We start from the raw sequence: 18,672 nt of genomic DNA on the forward strand, positions 1-18,672 counted from the left end.
ACTTCATCGCAAAGCTCAATGCCGTGCGGTACGCCTTCCTCGAGCTCGGGATCGACAACGGCATCATCGTCGCCCGTACCGACTCGCTCGGCGCAGGCCTCACCCAGAAGCTCGCCGTCTCGCACGCACCGGGCGATCTCGGCGACCGCTACAACGCGTTCCTCGACGTCGAGGAGGTCACAGCATCCACTCTCGGCGACGGCGACGTCGTGATCCGGCGGGAGGGCAAGCTGCTGCGTCCGAAGCGCCTGGCAAGCAACCTCTACCAGTTCCGCGCGGGCACCGGCGAAGAGCGTGTCGTGCTCGATTGCATCACGGCGCTGCAGAACGGCGCCGACCTGCTGTGGATCGAGACCGAGAAGCCGCACATCGAGCAGATCGCCGGCATGGTCGATGAGATCCGCAAGGCGGTGCCGAACGCGAAGCTCGTCTACAACAACAGCCCGTCGTTCAACTGGACCCTCAACTTCCGCCAGCAGGCCTACGATCTGCTGGCGGCCCAGGGCGAGGACGTCTCGGCCTACGACCGCGCCGACCTCATGAACGTCGCCTACGACGACACGGCGCTCGCCCGGCTCGCCGACGAGAAGATCCGCACCTTCCAGCGCGACGGAGCGGCTCGCGCGGGCATCTTCCACCACCTCATCACGCTGCCGACCTATCACACCGCCGCGCTGTCGACGGATGACCTGGCCAAGGGCTACTTCGGCGACGAGGGGATGCTGGCGTACGTCCGCGGCGTGCAGCGTCGCGAGATCCGCGAGGGCATCGCGACCGTCAAGCACCAGAACATGGCCGGAAGCGATATCGGCGACAACCACAAGGAGTACTTCGCGGGGGATGCGGCCCTCAAGGCCGGCGGCAACAACAACACGATGAATCAGTTCGGCTGACGTCGTCAGAGCAGCCCGCGCTCCATGGCCAGGGTCACCGCACGGGTGCGGTCGGCGACACCGAGCTTGTCGAACACCTTGATCAGGTGCGTCTTCACGGTCGATTCGCCGATCCCCAGATCCACCGCGATCTGCTTGTTGCTGCGGCCCCGCGCGACGCGCGAGAGCACGTCGCGCTCGCGGGCCGTCAGCGAGAGGGATGCTGTCGGCTCGCGCATGCGCTGAACCAGGGCCACCGCGACCTGGGGGGAGAGCGCCGTCTGCCCCGCCGCGACCGATCGGATGCCCGCGACGATCTCGTCGCGCGGGGCCGCCTTGAGCAGGTAGCCGCTGGCTCCCGCCTCGATCGCGGCGAGGATCTGATCGTCGGACTCGTAGGTCGTGAGGATCAGCACGCGGGGGGCGGGGTCGCCCGCCTCCCCCGCGACGATGCGCACGGTCGCCGCGACCCCGTCGACACCGGGCATGCGCAGGTCCATGAGCACGACATCCGGGCGGGTCGCGGCCGCCAGACGCACCGCCGCGTCGCCGTCGGCGGCCTCGCCCACGACCTCGAGCCCGGCCTCGTCCGAGAGCAGCCCCGCAAGTCCAGCCCGCACGATGGGGTGATCATCGGCGATGACGAGGCGGATCATGCCGGCACCACCGCGTCGGGCACGCGCACCGTGACCGTGGTCCCCGCCCCGGCGGCCGACACGACCGCGAACTCCCCGCCGGCCAGCCCCACACGCTCGGCCATGCCGTCGAGCCCGAAGCCTCGCGGTGCGGTGCCGGCGTCGAAGCCCCGGCCGTCATCGGCGACGACCAGATCGACCGCGCCGGCAGCATCCACTCGCACGCTCACGCGCACGAGCGTCGCCCGGGCATGCTTGCGCACGTTGGCCAGTGCCTCCTGCAGGCAGCGCAGCAGCACGACCTGGGCCTCACGAGCGAGGGATGCCGCCCCCGGCGCCGCGTGCAGATCCAGATCGATAGCGAGCCCCGCCTCGGCCCGGAACCGCGCGACGAGGCGTTCGAGGGCGGCTTCGAACGCAGCGTCCGAGGGCACCGCCGCCGTGCGCGAGACGAGAGCGCGCGCCTCGCCCAGTGCCTCGCGCGCGATCTGCTCGAGCGTCGCGACGGTGTCGGCGGCGGCATCCGTCTGACCCTCGCGGGACTGACGACCCGCGCGCTCGGCGAGAAGCACGAGGCCCGCGAGGGTCTGCGCGAGGGTGTCGTGGATGTCGCGGGCCAGGCGCTCGCGCTCGGCCGCGGCTCCGCGATCGCGGCTGAGCGCCTCCACCTCTCGCTGCGCGGCGGTGAGCTCGGCGAGGAGCCGCGCCCGCTCTTCGCCGTACTCGGCGATGCTGTAGATCCACAGGCCGAGGGCCGTCGCGAACACGAACGAGAAGATCGCCGTGGTCGCTCCCGACACGAACGCCGACCAGCCGAAACCGCCGCCGACGAAGAAGCCGATCCAGACCGCGAGGGCGACGACGCCCGAGGCGATCACCGCGGGCCGCCGGCGCGGGGCGAGCACCCAGACGAGCGGGTAGGCGAGGGTCTGCAGCATCGCCAGAAAAGGCGCCACCGAGGTCGCGACGATCAGGAGGACCCCCAGCGCTGCGACGAAGACGGGATAGCGCCAGCCCGGATCGCGGCCGATCACCGGTCGCGCGATCACGGCGTAGAGCACCGCGAACACGACGATCGCGACGATGCCGCCCACGCGGGTGCCCGCCTCGTCGGACCCGAGGCCGGCGAGCAGGGCGACGACGATGACCGCCGCCGCGCCCGTGACCGCGATGTCCCACCACCGGCGGTTCAGCATGGCGTTCCCCTCACTCCCCGCTCAGGCTACGCGTCGCGCCGGATCCACCGGAAGGTGAGGCGGCTGAGCACGAGCCCCACGACGAGCCACGCAGCGAGCGCGAGCACCACCCAGCCGAGGTCCCACTCGCCGGTGGGTTCGAGCGCCGCGTACTCCTCCGGCAGGAAGACCGCGCGCATGCCGCGCGCCATCCACGCCAGCGGGAAGATGCTCGCGATGTTCTGCAGCCACTCGGGCAGCTGCCAGAAGAAGAGGTACACGCCCGAGATGAACTGCAGCACGAGGGCGATCGGCACGACCACGGCCGTGGCGCTCTTTCCGGTCCGCGGCAGCGACGACAGGGCGATGCCCAGGAGCGCTGACGTCGTGATGCCGAGCACGAAGACCCACGCGAACGTGCCCCAGGCCGCGGCGTCGCGGGGCAGCTCCACCCCGAAGACGAGCGCCGCGACACCCAGCAGCAGTGCCGCCTGCAGCACGCCGGTGGCGAGGACCTGCCCGATCTTGCCGAGGAAGTAGCTGACCGGCGAGAGCGGGGTGCCGCCCAGGCGCTTGAGGGTTCCCTCCGTGCGCTCGATCGCGATGTCGATCGCGAGGTTCTGGAACCCCGAGAGCAGCAGGCCCGCGGCCATCAGCCCCGGCAGATAGATCTGCGCCACCGGCAGCGCGGGCACGCCGGGGGCGGGCTGGAAGTCGCCGTCGGCTCCGAAGATCGTGCTGAACAGCGCCAGCATGACGACGGGGAACAGGAAGGTGAAGAACAGCGTGTCCGCCGAGCGGAAGTAGGTGCGCAGTTCGTATCGGGCGCGCCACACGCCCAGGGTCGCGACGCTCATCGCCGTGCTCCTTCGGTCGGCGCCGCAGCGGGCGCGGGGGATGTCGGGGGTTCTTCGACGAGCTCGAGGTAGATGTCCTCGAGGCTCGGGCGACGGATCTCGAGCCCGGCGGGCTCGGTACCCAGACGTGCGGCGAGGGCGGTGACGAAGGCCCATGGCTCGGCGACCCGCCTCTCGTGCACCTCCCCCGCCTCGATCCAGCGCACGATCGGCGTCGTCGCACGCTCTCCCCCGAACGTCGCGACGGGGCCGATCGCACGCAGGCGTCCGGCGGCGATCACGGCCACACGGTCGGCGAGCTGCGCCGCCTCGTCGAGATAGTGGGTGGTGAGCAGGATCGTGACCCCGTCGTCCTTCAGACCCCGGATCAGCTCCCAGAACTCTCGCCGCGCGTGCGGGTCGAACCCCGTCGTCGGCTCGTCGAGGAAGAGCAGCTCGGGGCGTCCGATGATGCCGAGCGCGACATCCACCCGCCTCTGCTGGCCTCCCGAGAGCTTCGAGATGCGTGTGTTCGCCTGCGCCTCGAGCCCCACCGCCGCGATGACCTCGTCGACGTCGCGAGCACGCGGGTAGTAGCCGGCGAACTGCCGCAGCTGCTCGCGCACGGTGACCAATCCCGCCTCGCCGTGCGCCTGCAGCACGATGCCCAGGCGCGCCTTCCAGTCCAGGTCGCCGCGTGCGGGGTCCACACCCAGCACCGAGACCTCGCCGGAGGTGCGCCGACGATACCCCTCGAGGATCTCGACGGTCGTGGACTTGCCCGCGCCGTTGGGTCCGAGAAGCGCGAAGGTCTCGCCGCGCGCGATATCGAACGACACGTCGTCCACGACATGTCGATCTCCGTAGCTCTTGCGCAGGTTCCGCACCCGCACCGCATTCGTGTCCATGTCTCCACCCTGCCGCCGGGGCGAGACCTGCGACAGCGTCCGTTCGCAGGAGTCGGCATCCCCCATTCGGTGGACCCCCGGCATCCCTCACGTCATCCGCGAACGGGGCCGACTACGCTCTAACGCGTGACCGAACGCGCTCCGCTCTCCCGCAAACTGTCCGCCATCGCCGAGTCGGCGACCCTCAAGGTCGACGCCAAGGCCAAGGCCCTGCAGGCGGCGGGTCGCCCCGTCATCTCCTACGCCGCGGGCGAGCCCGATTTCGCGACGCCGCCCTTCATCGTGGATGCTGCCGCCTCGGCCCTGCGCGACCCCGCCAACTACCGCTACACCCCGGCCGCGGGTCTGCCGGTGCTCCGCGAGGCGATCGCCGCCAAGACGCTGCGCGACTCGGGACTCGAGGTCGCACCCTCGCAGATCATCGTGACCAACGGCGGCAAGCAGGCTGTCTATCAGGCCTTTCAGACGGTCGTGAACCCCGGCGACGAGGTGCTGCTGCCGGCTCCCTACTGGACCACCTACCCGGAGGCGATCGCACTGGCCGACGGCGTGCCGGTCGAGGTGTTCGCGGGCGCCGAGGCCGCCCGCACCGACCGCACGACGGTGCTCGTGTTCGTCTCGCCCTCGAACCCCACCGGCGCCGTCTACACGCCCGAGGAGACGACCGCGATCGGCGAGTGGGCGCTCGCTCACGGCATCTGGGTCATCACCGACGAGATCTACCAGAACCTCGTCTACGAGGGTGCCCGGGCCGTGTCGATCGTCGAGGCCGTGCCGGAGCTTGCGGGTCAGACGCTGCTGGTCAACGGTGTCGCCAAGACCTACGCCATGACCGGGTGGCGCGTGGGCTGGATGGTCGGTCCGGCCGACGCGATCAAGCTCGCCGGCAACCTGCAGTCGCACCTCTCGAGCAACGTCAACAACATCGCCCAGCGCGCCGCGGCCGCGGCCCTCACCGGTCCGCAGGACGAGGCCGAGGCCTTCCGCGCCGCGTTCGATCGCCGCCGCCGCCTCATCGTCGGCGAGCTGTCGAAGATCGACGGCGTCTCGGTGCCCACCCCGCTCGGCGCGTTCTACGTCTATCCCGACGTCACGGGTCTGCTCGGGCGCGAGTGGGCGGGAGTGACGCCGACGACCTCTCTCGAGCTCGCCGACCTCATCCTCGAACAGGCCGAGGTCGCGGTCGTCCCCGGCGAGGCGTTCGGTCCGAGCGGGTATCTGCGCCTGTCGTACGCGCTCGGCGACGACGCTCTCCTCGAGGGCATCCAGCGCCTGCAGCGTCTCTTCGCCTGATCTGCCGCCGAGTGCACGGCGTGTCGCCGAGTGCACGACTTCGCCCGCGCGGGGAGGACGTGCACTCGGCGACAACCCGTGCGCTCGGCGAACGAGCTAGAGCTCGACGTTGAGCAGGACGGGCTCGGGCTGCAGGATCAGCCCGAACTCGGACTGCACCCGGCCCTGGATGAAGCGTGCGAGCTCGGCGATCTCTGCCGCGCTGGCCCCGCCTCGATTGGTCAGCGCGAGGGCGTGCTTGCTCGAGAGCGCCGCCCGCGAGCGCGGAAGCTTGAACCCCTTGCGCAGCCCGGAGTGCTCGATGAGCCACGCGGCGCTGACCTTGACATCGGGCGCCGCGCCCGAGGGCTGCGGCACGGTGCCATCCCACGTCGCCAGCGGAATCACGGTCACGGTGTCCATGTCGGGCTTGACCGGCCACCGCGGGCACTCATCGGGCAGCGTCCTGGCGAAGGACGTCGACACGATCGCGTTCTGGAAGAACGACCCCGCGCTGTAGGTGTCAGGGTCGGCATCGTCGAGCACCATGCCCTTCGCCGCGCGGGTGGCCAGCACATGGTCGCGGATCCACGCCAGGGTGACGGATGCTGTCGCGTCGATGCCGAGCGCACGGCGCAACTGCTCGCCCCGCACGGGAAAGGCACCGGCACCGACGGCCCGCAGCTCGAGGGTGACCGAGAGGATCACGGCCGAACGCTCCGCGACCGACCCATAGTGCGCCTTCAGGACCGAGGTGCGAAAGCCCAGCCCGAGCTGCGCCGCGGGAAGGATCGAGACCTCGCCGGTGGCCTCGTCGATCAGCTCCACCTCGATGAGGGTCTGCTCGATCTCCTGCCCGTAGGCGCCGATGTTCTGCACCGGAGCGGCGCCCACCGTGCCGGGGATGCCGGACATCGCCTCGATGCCCGCGAGGCCCTCGGCGACGGTGTAGGCGACGAGTTCGTCCCAGTCGTGTCCGGCCGCGACGCGCAGGCGCACGTGGCCCTCGCGGGGCGAAGGCAGTTGTTCGATGCCGCGTGTGCGCACCAGCACGACGGTGCCCTCGACCTCCTCATCCCCGACGAAGAGGTTCGAGCCGCCGCCCAGCACGAGCCACGGCTCGCGCGCGGCCCACGCCTGCCGCAGCGCGGCGACGAGGGCGTCGCGCGTGTCCGCCTCGACGAGGCGCTCGGGGACGCCGCCGGTTCGCAGTGTCGTCAGCTCGGCGAGCGGCCGAGGGGTCAATTCGGGCATCAGGCGAACGTCACGCGCACCTGGGCTTTGCCCAGCACCGTCGTGTCGGCGCAGGTCACGGTCAGATCGATGCGGCCGGTGCGGGCCTCGGCGTCGAACTGCGCGAGCGTCGCGACCACGTGTACGTCCGCGCCCGTCTCGGCGTCGACGACGACGGGGCGGGTGAAGCGCACGCCGTAGTCGGTGATCCGACCGGCGTCGCCGAGCCACGGCACGATCGTCGCCCCGGCAAGACCCATGGTCAGCATCCCGTGCGCGAGCACACCCGGAAGACCCACCCTCGCTGCGACGTCGTCGCGGTAGTGGATGGGGTTGAAATCACCCGAGGCGCCGGCGTACCGCACGAGGGACTCGCGCGTCAGATGCACCGAGCGTTCGGCCACGATCTCGCCCACGGCGGGCAGGTCGGCTGCGCTCATGCGTCCTCGCCTCCGATCAGCAGGATGGATGTCGCCGTCACGACGTGCGCACCGTCGGCGTCGACGATCCGGGCCTCGCTCGTGACCATCGCACCCTTTCCGACGGCGCGCACGCCGGTCACGGCGAGGGTGGCGCGCAGCTCGTCGCCCGCGACGATCGGGCGGCTGTAGGCGAAGCGCTGCTCGGCGTGGATGGTGCGCTCGAGCGCGATTCCCGCGTCGGGCTCGGCGAGCAGCTGCTGCAGCGTGAGGTCCTGGATGACCATCGCGAAGGTGGGCGGGGCCACGATGTCGGGGTACCCGAGGGCCTGCGCGGCGGCCGGATCCGCGTGCTGGGGGTCGGTCGCGAAGACGGCGCGGGCGAACTCGCGCACCTTCTCACGACCCACGAGGTAGGGGGCGGTCGGCGGGAAGACCCGCCCGACCAGCTCGGGGTTCACTGACACCCGGCCATCCTACCGAGCGGTCGCGACCGGGCCGTGGTCAGCCCTTGCGGCGCAACGCGCGGTAGACGATCTGCCCGGCGATGAAGACGAGGAACACCGCGAAGATCATGTTGCCGGTGAAGGGGTCGATGCTCTTGGCGATCCATGCGCCGAGCGCGGTGGTGGTGCACGCCGCGACGCCGACCAGCAGCGCCCCCAGCAGGTCGATGTTGCCGCGTCGAATGTTGCCGATGGTGCCGGAGATGGCGGTCGGGATCATCATCAGCAGGCTCGTCCCGCGCGCGATCAGGTCGCTCGTGCCGAACAGGAGCATGAGTGCGGGGACGACGATGATTCCGCCACCCACGCCCAGAAGGCCAGACAGCACCCCGGTGATGAGTCCCAGGCCGACCAGGCCCGCACCCGTGACCCACGTCAGATCGAACGGCTCGCCGCGCACCGGCACCACGAAGAAGAGGCTGACGACGACCGCGAGCATGAAGCCGGCGAAGCCGAGCTGCAGCGCCTTGACGGGCACCTTCGGCAGCAGCCAGCTGCCGACCTGGGCGCCGACGACGGCGCCGGCGGCGAGGATCAGGGCCGGGATCCAGGCGACGTCCTGGGTCAGGGCGTACGCGATGACGCCGACGGTGGCGGTGGGCACGATCGCACCCAGTGAGGTGCCCGTCGCGCGGCGCTGCGGGTAGGTCGCGAGCAGCACCAGCAACGGCACGATCACCACCCCGCCGCCGACGCCGAACATGCCCGAGAGCAGTCCTGCGAACAGCCCGATCCCGAGGTGCGTGAGGATTCGACGCGCTCCCCACGTCCGCTCGTCGATCGCCCGTGCTGGATCGTCGCTCATCATCCGCCCTCCCACGACCGGGGTAGCGGGCCGCAGAGAAACCCTAGTGGAGCGCCGGGGCGCCCCCGATCACGCCGGGTCGGCGTCGGGTGCGCGCCCGGCGTCCGCCGGCCGCGGCGAGCGGGCGGGCGGTGCGCCGAACATCTGCGCGACCTGCTCGAGTCGCGCCGACATCTCGTGGATCTCCGCGCGCGTCGCCGGCAGCTCGTCCTCGTGCCCCCGGGCCGCGCGCTCGGCAACCCACGACGCGAGCGTCGCGGTGACCGTTCCCACGACCGCGACGCCCCCGATCATCAGCCCCACCGCGACCAGGCGACCGAGGAAGGTCACCGGCGTGTAGTCGCCGTAGCCGACGGTCGTGATCGTGACGAAGGCCCACCACAGCGCATCCCAGAAGTTCGTGATGTTGGCCTCGGGCGAAGCACGCTCGGCCTCGAGCACCGAGAGGGCCGCCAGATAGATCAGCATGAGGGCCGCGGCCGCGCCGTAGATCATGATGCGGCTGCGCAGCGCCGAGCCCGCCGTACGGCGGAGCACGTGGAACACCGTCAGCACGCGCAGCAGCCGCAGCGGTCGCAGGGCCGGCACCAGCACGACGACGAGGTCGAAGATGTGGCGACGGAACCATCGTCCGCGCTCGCTCGCGAGCGAGAGGCGCACGACGTAGTCGACGACGAACATCAGCCAGGTGATGAAGATCAGCGACTCGGTGACGAGTCGGTCGGGGCCGCGCAGCTCGGCGATGACCTGCCAGGAGTAGGCGACGGTGAAGACCAGGGATGCCGCGATCAACGGCCAGTAGGTCAGCTTCTCCCAGCGATCCTCGGTCATGCACCGCACTCTAGAGGCGCGTCCCGGCACCCCCGCGGCGCCCCGCCGCACCATCGCGAGCGCCGTCGCGGGGCCGATCGCAAGGGATCAGATGTACCCACATTTTTGTCCCCCATTCGGTGGACAGAAACACTGCCGGTCCGGTAGCTTTTCCCATACCCGATCTCAACGATGTGAAGTGGGGACTTTGCATCGCCAGTCTCATCGGCGTGCGATGGGGCGACACGCTTCGGGGGGAAACAAGACAAGTCCCTCCTGCGCCGACGACTGGGGAAGACGACGGCGCAGGAGGGCTTTTCTTGCGTGCGCAGGCATCGCGCTAACGCGATATCCGCGCCGCGAGGGGCATCATGGTCTGAGCATGATGGCCCGCGCACCCTCCAGGATCGGCCGGTCGGCGCGCACCGCCGCGGGCCAGGTCGTGAATGCCGCCCAGCTTCTGCTGGCGGCGAAGGCCGCCGGTGCGGCCGTGATCGCGTGGTGGCTGGCGCCCCTGATCCCCTTCGCCGACGACGAGTACTCCTACTACGCACCGCTCGGCGTGCTGGTCGCGATGTATCCCACGCTGGCGGCCTCGGCACGCTCCGGACTGCAGGCCCTGATGGGGCTCGCCGTGGGCATCGTGCTGGGTGTCGCGGGGATCCTCCTCATTCGTGCCGGCGTGCCCGTGCTGCCGGTCCTCGCGCTCGTGGTGGGCGTCGGTGTCCTGCTCGGCGGCGGGCGCGCCCTCGGCGTGGGTCGCGACTGGATCGCGATCGCGGGGCTGTTCGTGCTGATGCTCGGCGGCTCGGACGCCGACGGATTCTCGATCTCGTATCTCGCGACGATGGGCTTCGGTGTGCTGGTCGGCATGCTCGTGAACGTGCTGATCGCGCCGCCCCTGCGCCTGCGGCACGCCGGCGAGCGGCTCTCGGCCTTGCGCGACCAGATCGCGAGCGATCTCGACACCATGGCCGGCGCCGTCGCCGATGGCGCCCTCGATAGCGACGCACTCGGTGAGGCGATGGTCGCGCTCGCGGACACCGCCGCCGACGTCGCGGACGACGTGCGCGAGGGCGATGTGAGCCGCAAAGGCAATCCGCGCAGCATCCGCCATCGCGAACAGCAGCGCGAGAACACCGCGCGCTTCCGCGCGATCGAGCGCATCGTGTTCTTCACCCGCGACCTGGCCGATGTGCTCGCCCGCATGCACGAGCAGCGATCGCCGCTGCTGGGCGCCGCACACCGCGACGAGCTCGCCGCCGTCATCCGCGCGACCGGTGCGTTCGTGGCGGCGCCCGTCGGCAGCCCGGACGCCCCAGATCTGCTCGCGACCGCCGAGGCGGGCCTCGACGAGTATGCGCGGCTCGTTCCCGAGCGCCTCAGCCCGCCGCGCGATGCCGGCGCGGAGCTGACCGCCATCGAGTGCCTGCGGCGCATCCTCGAGGCCGCCCGGCCGTTCGCGTGATCCGGGGGATCCCCGTGCCCGGCGATGTGCGCTCTGTGCCTCACGGGGTTTCGCGTCACACGCCCGTCATCTCACGTCGCTAGCGTGAGGGAGAATCATCCGGCCGGCGGCACCCACCCCAAGGAGACTTGCGACCGATGACCCTCCCCCCGCTTCTGACCCGAGCCACCCGAAGGGCCCTCATCTTCGCCACGGCCGCCGCGGTCGTCATGGGCGCCCTGGCGGCTCCCGTCGCGAGCGCCGCGGACACGAGCCGCACGGCGCACGCGAGCACACGCGAACCGGGCACGCTGCCGGCGCTGGGCTTCTCCCTCAACGGAGAGGCCCTCTCGGGGCCCGTCTCGCCGGCGCACTACGCCACCCTCGGCGAGATGACCCCCGGCACCGTCTGGGCACGCGTGGGCTTCAACAGTGACGGCAACTGGCGGGCGAACGTCGACGAATACCTCGTCCCCATCCGCAAGGCGGGAATGAAGGTGCTGCTGCGCGCGTCGTTCCGGGGTGCCGTCTACAACAAGAAAGTGCCCCTGAACGCCACCGAACAGGCGCGCTACGGCGACTTCGTCCGCGACCTCGCGCAGTACGTCAAGACCAAACACGGCCTCACCCCCGACGATGTCGTCTTCGAGCACCCGAACGAGAGCAACGGCCTGGTGTCGGGGGCGGCCTACGCGGCGGCCGCCAAGAACGCCTACCCGAAACTCAAGTCGGTCGATCCCGGATTCCAGATCATCGGCGCCAGCGAGAACGTGTACGCGTCGAACTGGAAGACCTGGCTCAAGGACGTCTACAGGGGCGGGTACGCATCGGCATCCGACGGTGTGAGCTTCCACAACTACGACCCGCAGGGCGATGGCTCCCGGTACGCCTTCCTCGAGAGCGTCATGAAGGAGCACGGGCACTGGCCCGCGATGGTGTGGCTGAGCGAGTTCGGCACCACCACCGTCCCCGGCGCGAAGGGAAATGGTTCATGGGGTGCAGGACGGGTGGCACAGAGCGAGGCGGGACAGGCCGTGCGCATCACCGGCGTGCTCGAGTATCTGCGCGACGAGTACCCCTGGATCACGCACGCGTTCGTGTACGCCGATGAGGACATCCCACCGCGCAAGTCCTCCGACCGTTTCGAGGCCTACTTCGGCATCTTCGCCAACGATTCGAAGGGCACGATCACGCGGGAGAAACCCGCCGTCCAGGCCATTCGCGACCTCTACGCGGCAGAGGCCGCAGCGGGCGTGGGGCCCACGGCATCCTCCGTCGCCTCGGCGGATCAGCGGGCGACGGCAGCCCCCGCGGCCCTCGCCCCCGCACCTGTCACGGGCGATTCCCAGACCCTCGCGAGCTTCGCTTTGAGCGGCTCCGCGCCGTCGTCGTCCGGCCAGGGGGTCAGAGTGACTCCGATCACCGGCAGCGGATTCGGCACCGCACCCAAATACGGCGACTACACCCCCGCCTACGGTCGAAAGCTGCTGCAGACCAACCCGACCACCACGACGCCGAAGACGAATGCCGCCTACGTCGAGACGGTGCTCACCCCGGCCGTGGCCGGATCGACGGTGACCGTCGAGTCGATCCAGCTGAAGGCCGCCCGAGGCGGGGATGCGCAGCCTCGAGGTCTGGTCATCGTCGCCGTCGTCGACGGCCGACCGACCACCCTGCTCTCACAGCCGATCGCGACGCAACGACCCAAGCTCAGCGCCTTCAGCGTCACGGGGCTCGCCCTGACGGGCAAGGAGGTGCGCATCCGCATCTATCCGTATTCGCCGGTGCAGACGGCGACCGTCGAGATGTCCGATCTCTCGATCACGGGACGCATCAGCGGCTGAGGTCAGTGCACGACGGCCTTGAGCACGACCATGACGAGGCCGAACGCCGCGGTGCTCAACGTCCTGACGAGCGCTCGCGGTGCTCGTAGAGACCGTGGTGGGCGACCGTCCCGGCATAGACATGAGCGATCCAGAAGACCAGGACCGTCACGACGACGGTCAGGAGCACCTGCAGCGAGGTGGCCCGGTGCATGCCTGCGACGACGATCATCCCCGAGACGAGGATGACCCCGTAGACGGCCTGCTCGGTGGCGAAGCTCGCGCGGATGACCTTGGACGGCAGATCCGCGGGCTCCGGTTCACGGGACGACGCACTCATGGCCCTCATCGTGCCAGATGCGGCGCCATCAGTCGCCTGGCGTTCTTCGCCACCGCACGATGTCAACCGGTCGCGAGCGGCGCGATGACCGTCGCGTCGCGCGCGTCCTCCCGCGCGGCGTAGTGGGCGAGGGCCCCCTCGACGGTCAAGGCACCCGTCGTCTCGGCGAGTGCGGCATCGTAACGCTCCAGGACGCCGCGCACGTAACGATTCGCGAGCGGGACGCAGGCGTCGTACACCGCGACGAACAGCCGGCGGGCCTCGCGCCGCGGCCAGTCGCTGGGGAGGTAGGGCGCAGGCAGATCCGGGTCGATAGTGGGAAACCCCCGCCAGCGGCCGAGCGCGACGAGGGCGATCTTGAGCGCCTCGGCAGGCGCCACCTCGCCGGCACGGAGCCGATAGACGAACGGGCGCAGATCCGCGATGAAGTCCAGGTAGACCTGGCGGATCTCCGCGAGCGGCCAGAGCTCGTGCGGATCGAGGTCGCCCACCATGTGCGACGAACGGAAGATCAGGCCGTCGCTGGGAAGATGCTCGCCCAGCGACTTCTCGATCAGGGCGACATCGGCGTGCGGCGATATCCACACACCGTCGCGTGCCGGCCCGAATCCGAGCCAGCGAAGCCATTCGCGAAGACGCTGCCGGCGGTCACGCTCCTGCTCGCTGAGTGAGAAGACGACCACCGTCCACTCCCCGTCCCAGGTCCGCTCTTCGCGGCCGAAGGACATCGTGAGTCGTTCGCTGACGGGCACAGTGGCCGCGACGTCGGGACTGAGGGCATAGGCCGTGTTGCGTCCGGACCGTGAGACCTCGAGTGTGCCCCGACGCGCGAGACGGCTGAGGGCTGCGCGCGCGGCTTCGGGCGACACCCCCAGGGGCGCGACGAGCTCGACCAGCGCGGCCGACGGGATGGGAAGCTTCGGGCTGTAGCGCCAGAACTCCCCGATCAGCAGAAGGACGAGGCTGGGCGCCGATTCATGCTCGAGATCTCGGGGCAGATGCGGAGAGTCGACGACCGAGTGGTAGTAGTACGTCACTCGCGACCTCCCATCAGCGTGCGGTCAGCCTATTGCGTCATGACGCGATCAGGATGCTGCCTCATTCTAGACAATGCGTTTGACGCGCGTCCATTGCCGTGTCATAGTTCCTCTCAATGCAACCCGGTCGCCTCGCGATCCGTCTCGGAGTTCAATGATGAAATCACCCGCCACGCACTCTCCCGGTCCCGCGGTCGAGACTCGACTCTCGACAGGGCACGTCGCGCCCGGGTTCGAATCGGTCAGGAACGCGCTCGATGCGATGCTGCTCTCCGATCCCCGATTCAGCGCCCAGATCACCGCGGTCTGGCGCGGAGAGACCGTGGTCGATCTGACCGGCGGCCCGGACCTCGCGGCAGACTCCGTCACCGGCGTGTTCTCCGCGACGAAGGGCGTCGCCGCCACCGTCATCGGTCTGCTGCTGGAGCGGGGTCTGTTCGATCTCGACGAGCCGATGGCGACGTACTGGCCGGAGTTCGCCGCCGAGGGCAAGGGCGAGATCACCGTTCGCCAGGTCTTCTCTCACCGCGCCGGCCTCGTCGGCGTCGACGACGGCTTCGCGGTCGAAGAGTTCATCGACTCCGCGCGGGCCGCCGCGAGGCTGGCCGCGACGGCTCCGCAGTGGCAGCCCGGCTCCACGCACGGGTATCACGCGCTGACCATCGGCATCCTCATGGAGGAGTTCGTCCGGCGGCTGACGGGACGATCGCTGCAGGAGGTGTACGAGACCGAAATCCGTGCACCGCGCGAGATCGACTTTTATCTCGGCTTCCCCGAGTCCGAGGAGCCCCGATTCCGCGAGGTTCTGCCGCCCGCGCCCACCCCAGCCGAGGCCGCCGAGCTGAGCGCACGGGCCTCGTCCACCGACGGTATCCAGGCCCTCGCGTTCAACGTGCTGCACGGTGAACTGCCGCCTGCCGGGGGCGACATGGGCCCCAACAGCCGGCGGATGCGCGCGTCGGGCTTCGCCGCCATCGACGGCATCGGCTCGGCCCGAGGACTCGCCCACCTCTACCAGGCGATCCTCGGCGGCCCCGGGGCCGAGCCCCTCCTGTCGAAGACGACGACGGAGCAGATGAGCCGCGAGCAGTCCGTCGGCCCCGACCGGGTGCTGGTCCTGCCCACGTCGTTCGCCATCGTCTACATGAAGCCCAATCCGCGGCTGGATTTCGCGAGCTACCGCGCCTTCGGCCACGACGGCGCGGGCGGTGTCTTCGGCTACGTGCCGATGCCGATGCAGCTCCCGGGGGGAGCTGACCCGAAGGGCATCGAGCTGTCGCGACTGATTCGCGCCAGCATCCGCAGACTCCAGCAGTAGCTCACCACCCGCCCGAAACACACGAGTCATAGGAGACCGAAATGTTCAGAAGATCAGCAATGGTGGGGGCTGCGGTCATCGCGCTCGCGCTCGGCATCACCGGCTGCACCGGGTCGGCGAACACGCCGTCGGAGGAATCGGACACCCTCACGGTCGGCATGGCCACTCCCCCGGTGAGCCTTGACCCGTCGAAGGCTGCCGCCGGCTTCGGCCTGCTCTACGTCGACCCGGCCTACGCGTCGCTCATCAACACGTCCGAGGATGGCGAACTCATCCCCGGGCTGGCCGAGGAGTGGGGTTACGTCGGCGACGACAACAAGACCTTCACCCTCACCCTGCGCCCCGACCTGAAATTCGCCGACGGAACGGATCTGACCGCGCAGTCGGTCGTCGACTCGGTCGCGTATTTCGTCACCGGCAGCGGCCCGACCAACTCGTTCTTCCGCAACCTCACCCTCACCGCCGTCGACGACGTCACCGTGGAGGTCGTCTCGTCGGAGCCCAACCCGATGCTGCCGTTCCTGTTCTCCAACACGATCCTGGGCGGAGACATCATCAGCGCCGCGGGCCTTGCAGACCCCGAGGGTCTCGCCTCGGCCACTTTCGGAGCCGGACCCTATGTCTACGACCCGGAGCAGTCGGTCGCCGAGGACCACTACGTCTACACGCCCAATGAGAACTTCTGGGATCAGGATGCGATCCACTTCGACAAGATCGAGATCAAGGTCATCCCCCAGATCCAGTCGCAGGTGCAGGCCCTGAAGTCCGGCCAGATCGACATGATGGCCGGGGATCCCTCGGTGGTGAGCACTGTCGAAGACGAGGAGTCGATCGCGATCGCGGCCGCGCCGATCGTCTGGAACGGCGTCTACCTGCTGGATCGCGAGGGCGTCGTCGCGCCCGCCCTCGCGGATGTGCGCGTGCGCCAGGCGCTGAACTACGCCGTCGACCGGGAGGCCGTGGCCAGGGCGGCCTACGGCGAGGCCGGAACCCCGATCGATCAGGCCGCCGTCCAGGGGTTCGACGGATACGACCCCGACCTCGAGGGCACGTACCCGTACGACCCCGAGAAGGCGAGGGAGCTGCTCGAGGAGGCGGGGTACGGCGACGGATTCACAATGGCCGTGAACTATCAGTCCTTCGATCCCGGATCGACGAAGATGATCCAGGCCGTGGCGGCGCAGTGGGCCGAGATCGGCGTGACGCTCGAGCTCAAGGGCAACACGAACTTCGGCGAATGGGTCGGTGACCTCGTGTCAAAGAACTTCCCCGCCACGGTCCTCAACGGCACGGGTGGCCAGCCCCAGTACCTCGACGCCGAGTTCGCCTGGCTGCCCACGTCCATCATGAACGTCTTCCAGGTATCGGACCCCGGCATCCCCGAGGCCTTCAACACACTCGCGACGGCATCCGCCGACGACAGCGGCGCGGCAGCGCGGGCATTCCAGAAGGTGATCGTCGACAACGCCCTCGCCGTTCCGATCGTGCAGTTCGACGCCTACGCCTTCCACGACACGGACCTGAAGGGTGTCGTGTTCGCCCCCGGCATCGCCGCCGTCTCATCGATCGTGACCTGGACGAAGTGACGATCAGACGTCCGTGAAGCGGACGCCGGTCGGGGCCGCCCCCGGTCCCGACCGGCGTCGCTCAGGATCAGAGAGACCCATGACTTTCATCATCGTTCGAAGACTCCTGCTGTCCATTCCCCTGCTGTTCATCGCGTCGATCATCACGTTCGTGCTTCAAGCATTCGTGCCCGGGGATCCGGCGCGGACGCTGCTGGGGCTCAACGCCACGACGGCGCAGTACGAAGCGCTGCGCGAGTCGCTGCACCTGAACGAGCCGATCCTCGTCCAGTACTGGCTGTACCTCTCCAGCGCTCTGCGGGGCGACTTCGGCTCGTCGATCTTCACCGGCGAGGCCGTGCTGGACACCATCGGCCAGCGTCTGCCCGTCACCCTCTCGCTGATCGTCGCCGCCACCTTCGTGGCGACGGTCATCGGCGTGCTGTTCGGAGTCTTCAGCGCCACGCGAGGACGAGTCGTCCGCCGCATCGTCGACGTGTCGTCCCTGATCGGCAACGCGCTGCCGAACTTCTGGGTCGCACTCATGCTCGTGGCCATCCTCGCGATCGGCATGGGCATCCTGCCCGCGACGGGGTACACCTCCTTCGCCGACTCGCCCTCGGGCTGGGCGACGAGCCTCATCCTTCCGGTCGCCGCGCTGAGCCTCGGTGGTATCGCGCTGGTCGCCAAGGTCACGCGAGACGGGATGCTCACGACATTGGAGCTGGACTACATCCGCACCCTCCGCGCGTCCGGAGTGAGCCGCGGCTCCCTGATCTGGAAGCACGCGCTGCGCAGTTCCGGGATCGCGGTCGTGACCGTCATCGGACTGACGCTGATCAGCTTCGTGTCGGGATCCATCCTGATCGAGAACGTGTTCGCGCTGCCCGGGCTCGGCACGCTGATCGTGTCGGCCACCAACAAACACGACGTCCCTGTCGTCCAGGGCCTGGCCATCACCTTCACCCTCATCGTCATCTTCACCAACTTGATCGTCGATGTCGTCTACGGTCTGCTGAACCCGAAAGTGAGAATCCGATGACCTCTGCCGCGGCACCGGACGCCGGATCGGATGCCCCCTCGACGGCACGGTTGACGCTCGGCCAGGTGCTGCGTCGTCCGGTGCCGCTCATCGCGCTCATCGTCATCGTCACGATCACCGCAGCGGTGGTGCTCGCTCCGGTCATCGCACCGTACGACCCGCTCGCGCAGGATCTCGACGCCATCCTCGTCGGCCCCTCGGCGGCCCATCTTCTGGGTACCGACCAGCTCGGCCGAGACATCTACAGCCGGCTGCTCTTCGGCGGCCAGCCGGCGCTCCTGGGCGTCCTCGTCGCCGGCATCGTCTTCGCTGTCTTCGGACTGGTGCTCGGCCTCCTCGCCGGGTACCTCGGCGGGTGGACGGACCGCGTCATCGGCGGTGTGCTCGATGTGCTGATGTCCCTTCCCGCCATCGTCGTGATCCTCGCGGTGCTCGCGATCTTCAGCCAGAGCATCGTCGCCGCCATGTTCGTCCTGGGCCTGCTCAGCTCCGCCAACCTCGCCCGCGTTACCCGCAGCACCTGTCTGGCGCTGCGGGAGGAGTTGTTCGTCTCAGCCGCGACGGTTTCCGGGATCGGCCCCGTGCGCATCATGTTCCGCCACGTGCTGCCCGCCCTGATCGGGCTGACC

At 69.5% G+C, this 18,672-nt stretch carries 19 protein-coding genes; 8 read left to right on the top strand and 11 right to left on the bottom strand.

From position 1 onward, the window contains the following. The coding region (locus DI573_RS11495) for an isocitrate lyase (RefSeq protein WP_292814261.1) at positions 1-893 on the top strand (893 nt) is incomplete at its 5' end. 5 nt (positions 894-898) lie between these two features. Here the strand turns inward: DI573_RS11495 and DI573_RS11500 are convergent. The 4 genes from DI573_RS11500 to DI573_RS11515 are packed head-to-tail and all read right to left on the bottom strand — an operon-like array spanning position 899 to position 4,426. Then, on the bottom strand, positions 899-1,528 hold the full coding sequence (locus DI573_RS11500; protein WP_292814263.1) for a response regulator transcription factor: 630 nt from the start codon (positions 1,526-1,528) through the stop codon (positions 899-901). Then, positions 1,525-2,703, bottom strand: coding sequence for a sensor histidine kinase (locus tag DI573_RS11505; RefSeq protein WP_292814265.1), 1,179 nt, complete (start codon positions 2,701-2,703; stop codon positions 1,525-1,527). The genes DI573_RS11500 and DI573_RS11505 overlap by 4 nt, the downstream gene beginning before the upstream one ends. A gap of 26 nt (positions 2,704-2,729) precedes the next feature. Continuing rightward, the gene (locus DI573_RS11510; RefSeq protein ID WP_292814267.1) at positions 2,730-3,539 is read right to left on the bottom strand and encodes an ABC transporter permease; all 810 of its coding nucleotides are present in this window, start codon (positions 3,537-3,539) and stop codon (positions 2,730-2,732) included. Then, positions 3,536-4,426, bottom strand: a complete 891-nt coding sequence (locus tag DI573_RS11515) for an ABC transporter ATP-binding protein (RefSeq protein WP_292814269.1) — start codon at positions 4,424-4,426, stop codon at positions 3,536-3,538. The genes DI573_RS11510 and DI573_RS11515 overlap by 4 nt, the downstream gene beginning before the upstream one ends. Before the next feature lie 126 nt (positions 4,427-4,552). Here DI573_RS11515 and DI573_RS11520 point away from each other — a divergent pair, with 126 nt between their 5' ends. Further along, a complete protein-coding gene (locus tag DI573_RS11520) occupies positions 4,553-5,719 on the top strand; it encodes a pyridoxal phosphate-dependent aminotransferase (protein ID WP_292814271.1) in 1,167 nt (388 codons plus the stop codon). A gap of 96 nt (positions 5,720-5,815) precedes the next feature. On the opposite strand, the gene DI573_RS11525 is transcribed toward DI573_RS11520, so the two are convergent. The 5 genes from DI573_RS11525 to DI573_RS11545 form a co-directional block, all read right to left on the bottom strand. Further along, positions 5,816-6,952, bottom strand: coding sequence for a UDP-N-acetylmuramate dehydrogenase (locus DI573_RS11525; RefSeq protein ID WP_292814273.1), 1,137 nt, complete (start codon positions 6,950-6,952; stop codon positions 5,816-5,818). Then, positions 6,952-7,371 (bottom strand): MaoC/PaaZ C-terminal domain-containing protein, encoded by a 420-nt coding sequence (locus tag DI573_RS11530; RefSeq protein ID WP_292814275.1) that lies wholly within the window; start codon positions 7,369-7,371, stop codon positions 6,952-6,954. Before DI573_RS11530 ends, DI573_RS11525 begins: the two co-directional genes overlap by 1 nt. Then, a complete protein-coding gene (locus DI573_RS11535) occupies positions 7,368-7,817 on the bottom strand; it encodes a MaoC family dehydratase N-terminal domain-containing protein (protein WP_292814278.1) in 450 nt (149 codons plus the stop codon). Before DI573_RS11535 ends, DI573_RS11530 begins: the two co-directional genes overlap by 4 nt. 37 nt (positions 7,818-7,854) lie before the next feature. Then, positions 7,855-8,661 carry a sulfite exporter TauE/SafE family protein gene (locus DI573_RS11540; RefSeq protein WP_292814280.1) on the bottom strand — a complete coding sequence of 269 codons (807 nt, stop codon included), beginning with the start codon at positions 8,659-8,661 and terminating at the stop codon, positions 7,855-7,857. Between the two features lie 69 nt (positions 8,662-8,730). Beyond that, the gene (locus DI573_RS11545; RefSeq protein WP_292814283.1) at positions 8,731-9,492 is read right to left on the bottom strand and encodes a potassium channel family protein; all 762 of its coding nucleotides are present in this window, start codon (positions 9,490-9,492) and stop codon (positions 8,731-8,733) included. Positions 9,493-9,853: 361 nt separating this feature from the next. Here DI573_RS11545 and DI573_RS11550 point away from each other — a divergent pair, with 361 nt between their 5' ends. Then, complete coding sequence (locus DI573_RS11550) at positions 9,854-10,939, top strand: FUSC family protein (RefSeq protein WP_292814286.1); 1,086 nt, start codon at positions 9,854-9,856, stop codon at positions 10,937-10,939. Between the two features lie 137 nt (positions 10,940-11,076). Next, on the top strand, positions 11,077-12,762 hold the full coding sequence (locus tag DI573_RS11555; RefSeq protein ID WP_292814289.1) for a hypothetical protein: 1,686 nt from the start codon (positions 11,077-11,079) through the stop codon (positions 12,760-12,762). Positions 12,763-12,817: 55 nt separating this feature from the next. On the opposite strand, the gene DI573_RS11560 is transcribed toward DI573_RS11555, so the two are convergent. Together DI573_RS11560 and DI573_RS11565 are read right to left on the bottom strand one after the other, a co-directional pair. Then, positions 12,818-13,081, bottom strand: coding sequence for a hypothetical protein (locus DI573_RS11560; protein WP_292814291.1), 264 nt, complete (start codon positions 13,079-13,081; stop codon positions 12,818-12,820). A gap of 62 nt (positions 13,082-13,143) precedes the next feature. After that, positions 13,144-14,118 (bottom strand): PaaX family transcriptional regulator C-terminal domain-containing protein, encoded by a 975-nt coding sequence (locus tag DI573_RS11565; RefSeq protein WP_292814294.1) that lies wholly within the window; start codon positions 14,116-14,118, stop codon positions 13,144-13,146. 154 nt (positions 14,119-14,272) lie between these two features. On the opposite strand from DI573_RS11565, the gene DI573_RS11570 reads away from it, so the two are divergent. The 4 genes from DI573_RS11570 to DI573_RS11585 all read left to right on the top strand — a co-directional run. Then, positions 14,273-15,436 (top strand): serine hydrolase domain-containing protein, encoded by a 1,164-nt coding sequence (locus tag DI573_RS11570; RefSeq protein ID WP_292814297.1) that lies wholly within the window; start codon positions 14,273-14,275, stop codon positions 15,434-15,436. 41 nt (positions 15,437-15,477) lie between these two features. Continuing rightward, on the top strand, positions 15,478-17,022 hold the full coding sequence (locus tag DI573_RS11575; RefSeq protein WP_292814301.1) for an ABC transporter substrate-binding protein: 1,545 nt from the start codon (positions 15,478-15,480) through the stop codon (positions 17,020-17,022). Positions 17,023-17,101: 79 nt separating this feature from the next. Further along, positions 17,102-18,043 carry an ABC transporter permease gene (locus tag DI573_RS11580; protein WP_292814304.1) on the top strand — a complete coding sequence of 314 codons (942 nt, stop codon included), beginning with the start codon at positions 17,102-17,104 and terminating at the stop codon, positions 18,041-18,043. After that, the coding region (locus tag DI573_RS11585) for an ABC transporter permease (RefSeq protein ID WP_292814307.1) at positions 18,040-18,672 on the top strand (633 nt) is incomplete at its 3' end. The genes DI573_RS11580 and DI573_RS11585, both read left to right, overlap by 4 nt.

The sequence above is a fragment of the Microbacterium sp. genome, assembly GCF_003248605.1.
In the GTDB taxonomy this organism is placed as follows: Bacteria; Actinomycetota; Actinomycetes; order Actinomycetales; family Microbacteriaceae; genus Microbacterium.

Coding starts and splice junctions, on each gene's coding strand:
- DI573_RS11500 (WP_292814263.1), bottom strand. CDS start 1,528: ATGATCCGCCTCGTCATCGCCGATGATCACCCCATCGTGCGGGCTGGA.
- DI573_RS11505 (WP_292814265.1), bottom strand. CDS start 2,703: ATGCTGAACCGCCGGTGGTGGGACATCGCGGTCACGGGCGCGGCGGCG.
- DI573_RS11510 (WP_292814267.1), bottom strand. CDS start 3,539: ATGAGCGTCGCGACCCTGGGCGTGTGGCGCGCCCGATACGAACTGCGC.
- DI573_RS11515 (WP_292814269.1), bottom strand. CDS start 4,426: ATGGACACGAATGCGGTGCGGGTGCGGAACCTGCGCAAGAGCTACGGA.
- DI573_RS11525 (WP_292814273.1), bottom strand. CDS start 6,952: ATGCCCGAATTGACCCCTCGGCCGCTCGCCGAGCTGACGACACTGCGA.
- DI573_RS11530 (WP_292814275.1), bottom strand. CDS start 7,371: ATGAGCGCAGCCGACCTGCCCGCCGTGGGCGAGATCGTGGCCGAACGC.
- DI573_RS11540 (WP_292814280.1), bottom strand. CDS start 8,661: ATGAGCGACGATCCAGCACGGGCGATCGACGAGCGGACGTGGGGAGCG.
- DI573_RS11545 (WP_292814283.1), bottom strand. CDS start 9,492: ATGACCGAGGATCGCTGGGAGAAGCTGACCTACTGGCCGTTGATCGCG.
- DI573_RS11550 (WP_292814286.1), top strand. CDS start 9,854: ATGATGGCCCGCGCACCCTCCAGGATCGGCCGGTCGGCGCGCACCGCC.
- DI573_RS11555 (WP_292814289.1), top strand. CDS start 11,077: ATGACCCTCCCCCCGCTTCTGACCCGAGCCACCCGAAGGGCCCTCATC.
- DI573_RS11560 (WP_292814291.1), bottom strand. CDS start 13,081: ATGAGTGCGTCGTCCCGTGAACCGGAGCCCGCGGATCTGCCGTCCAAG.
- DI573_RS11570 (WP_292814297.1), top strand. CDS start 14,273: ATGATGAAATCACCCGCCACGCACTCTCCCGGTCCCGCGGTCGAGACT.
- DI573_RS11575 (WP_292814301.1), top strand. CDS start 15,478: ATGTTCAGAAGATCAGCAATGGTGGGGGCTGCGGTCATCGCGCTCGCG.
- DI573_RS11580 (WP_292814304.1), top strand. CDS start 17,102: ATGACTTTCATCATCGTTCGAAGACTCCTGCTGTCCATTCCCCTGCTG.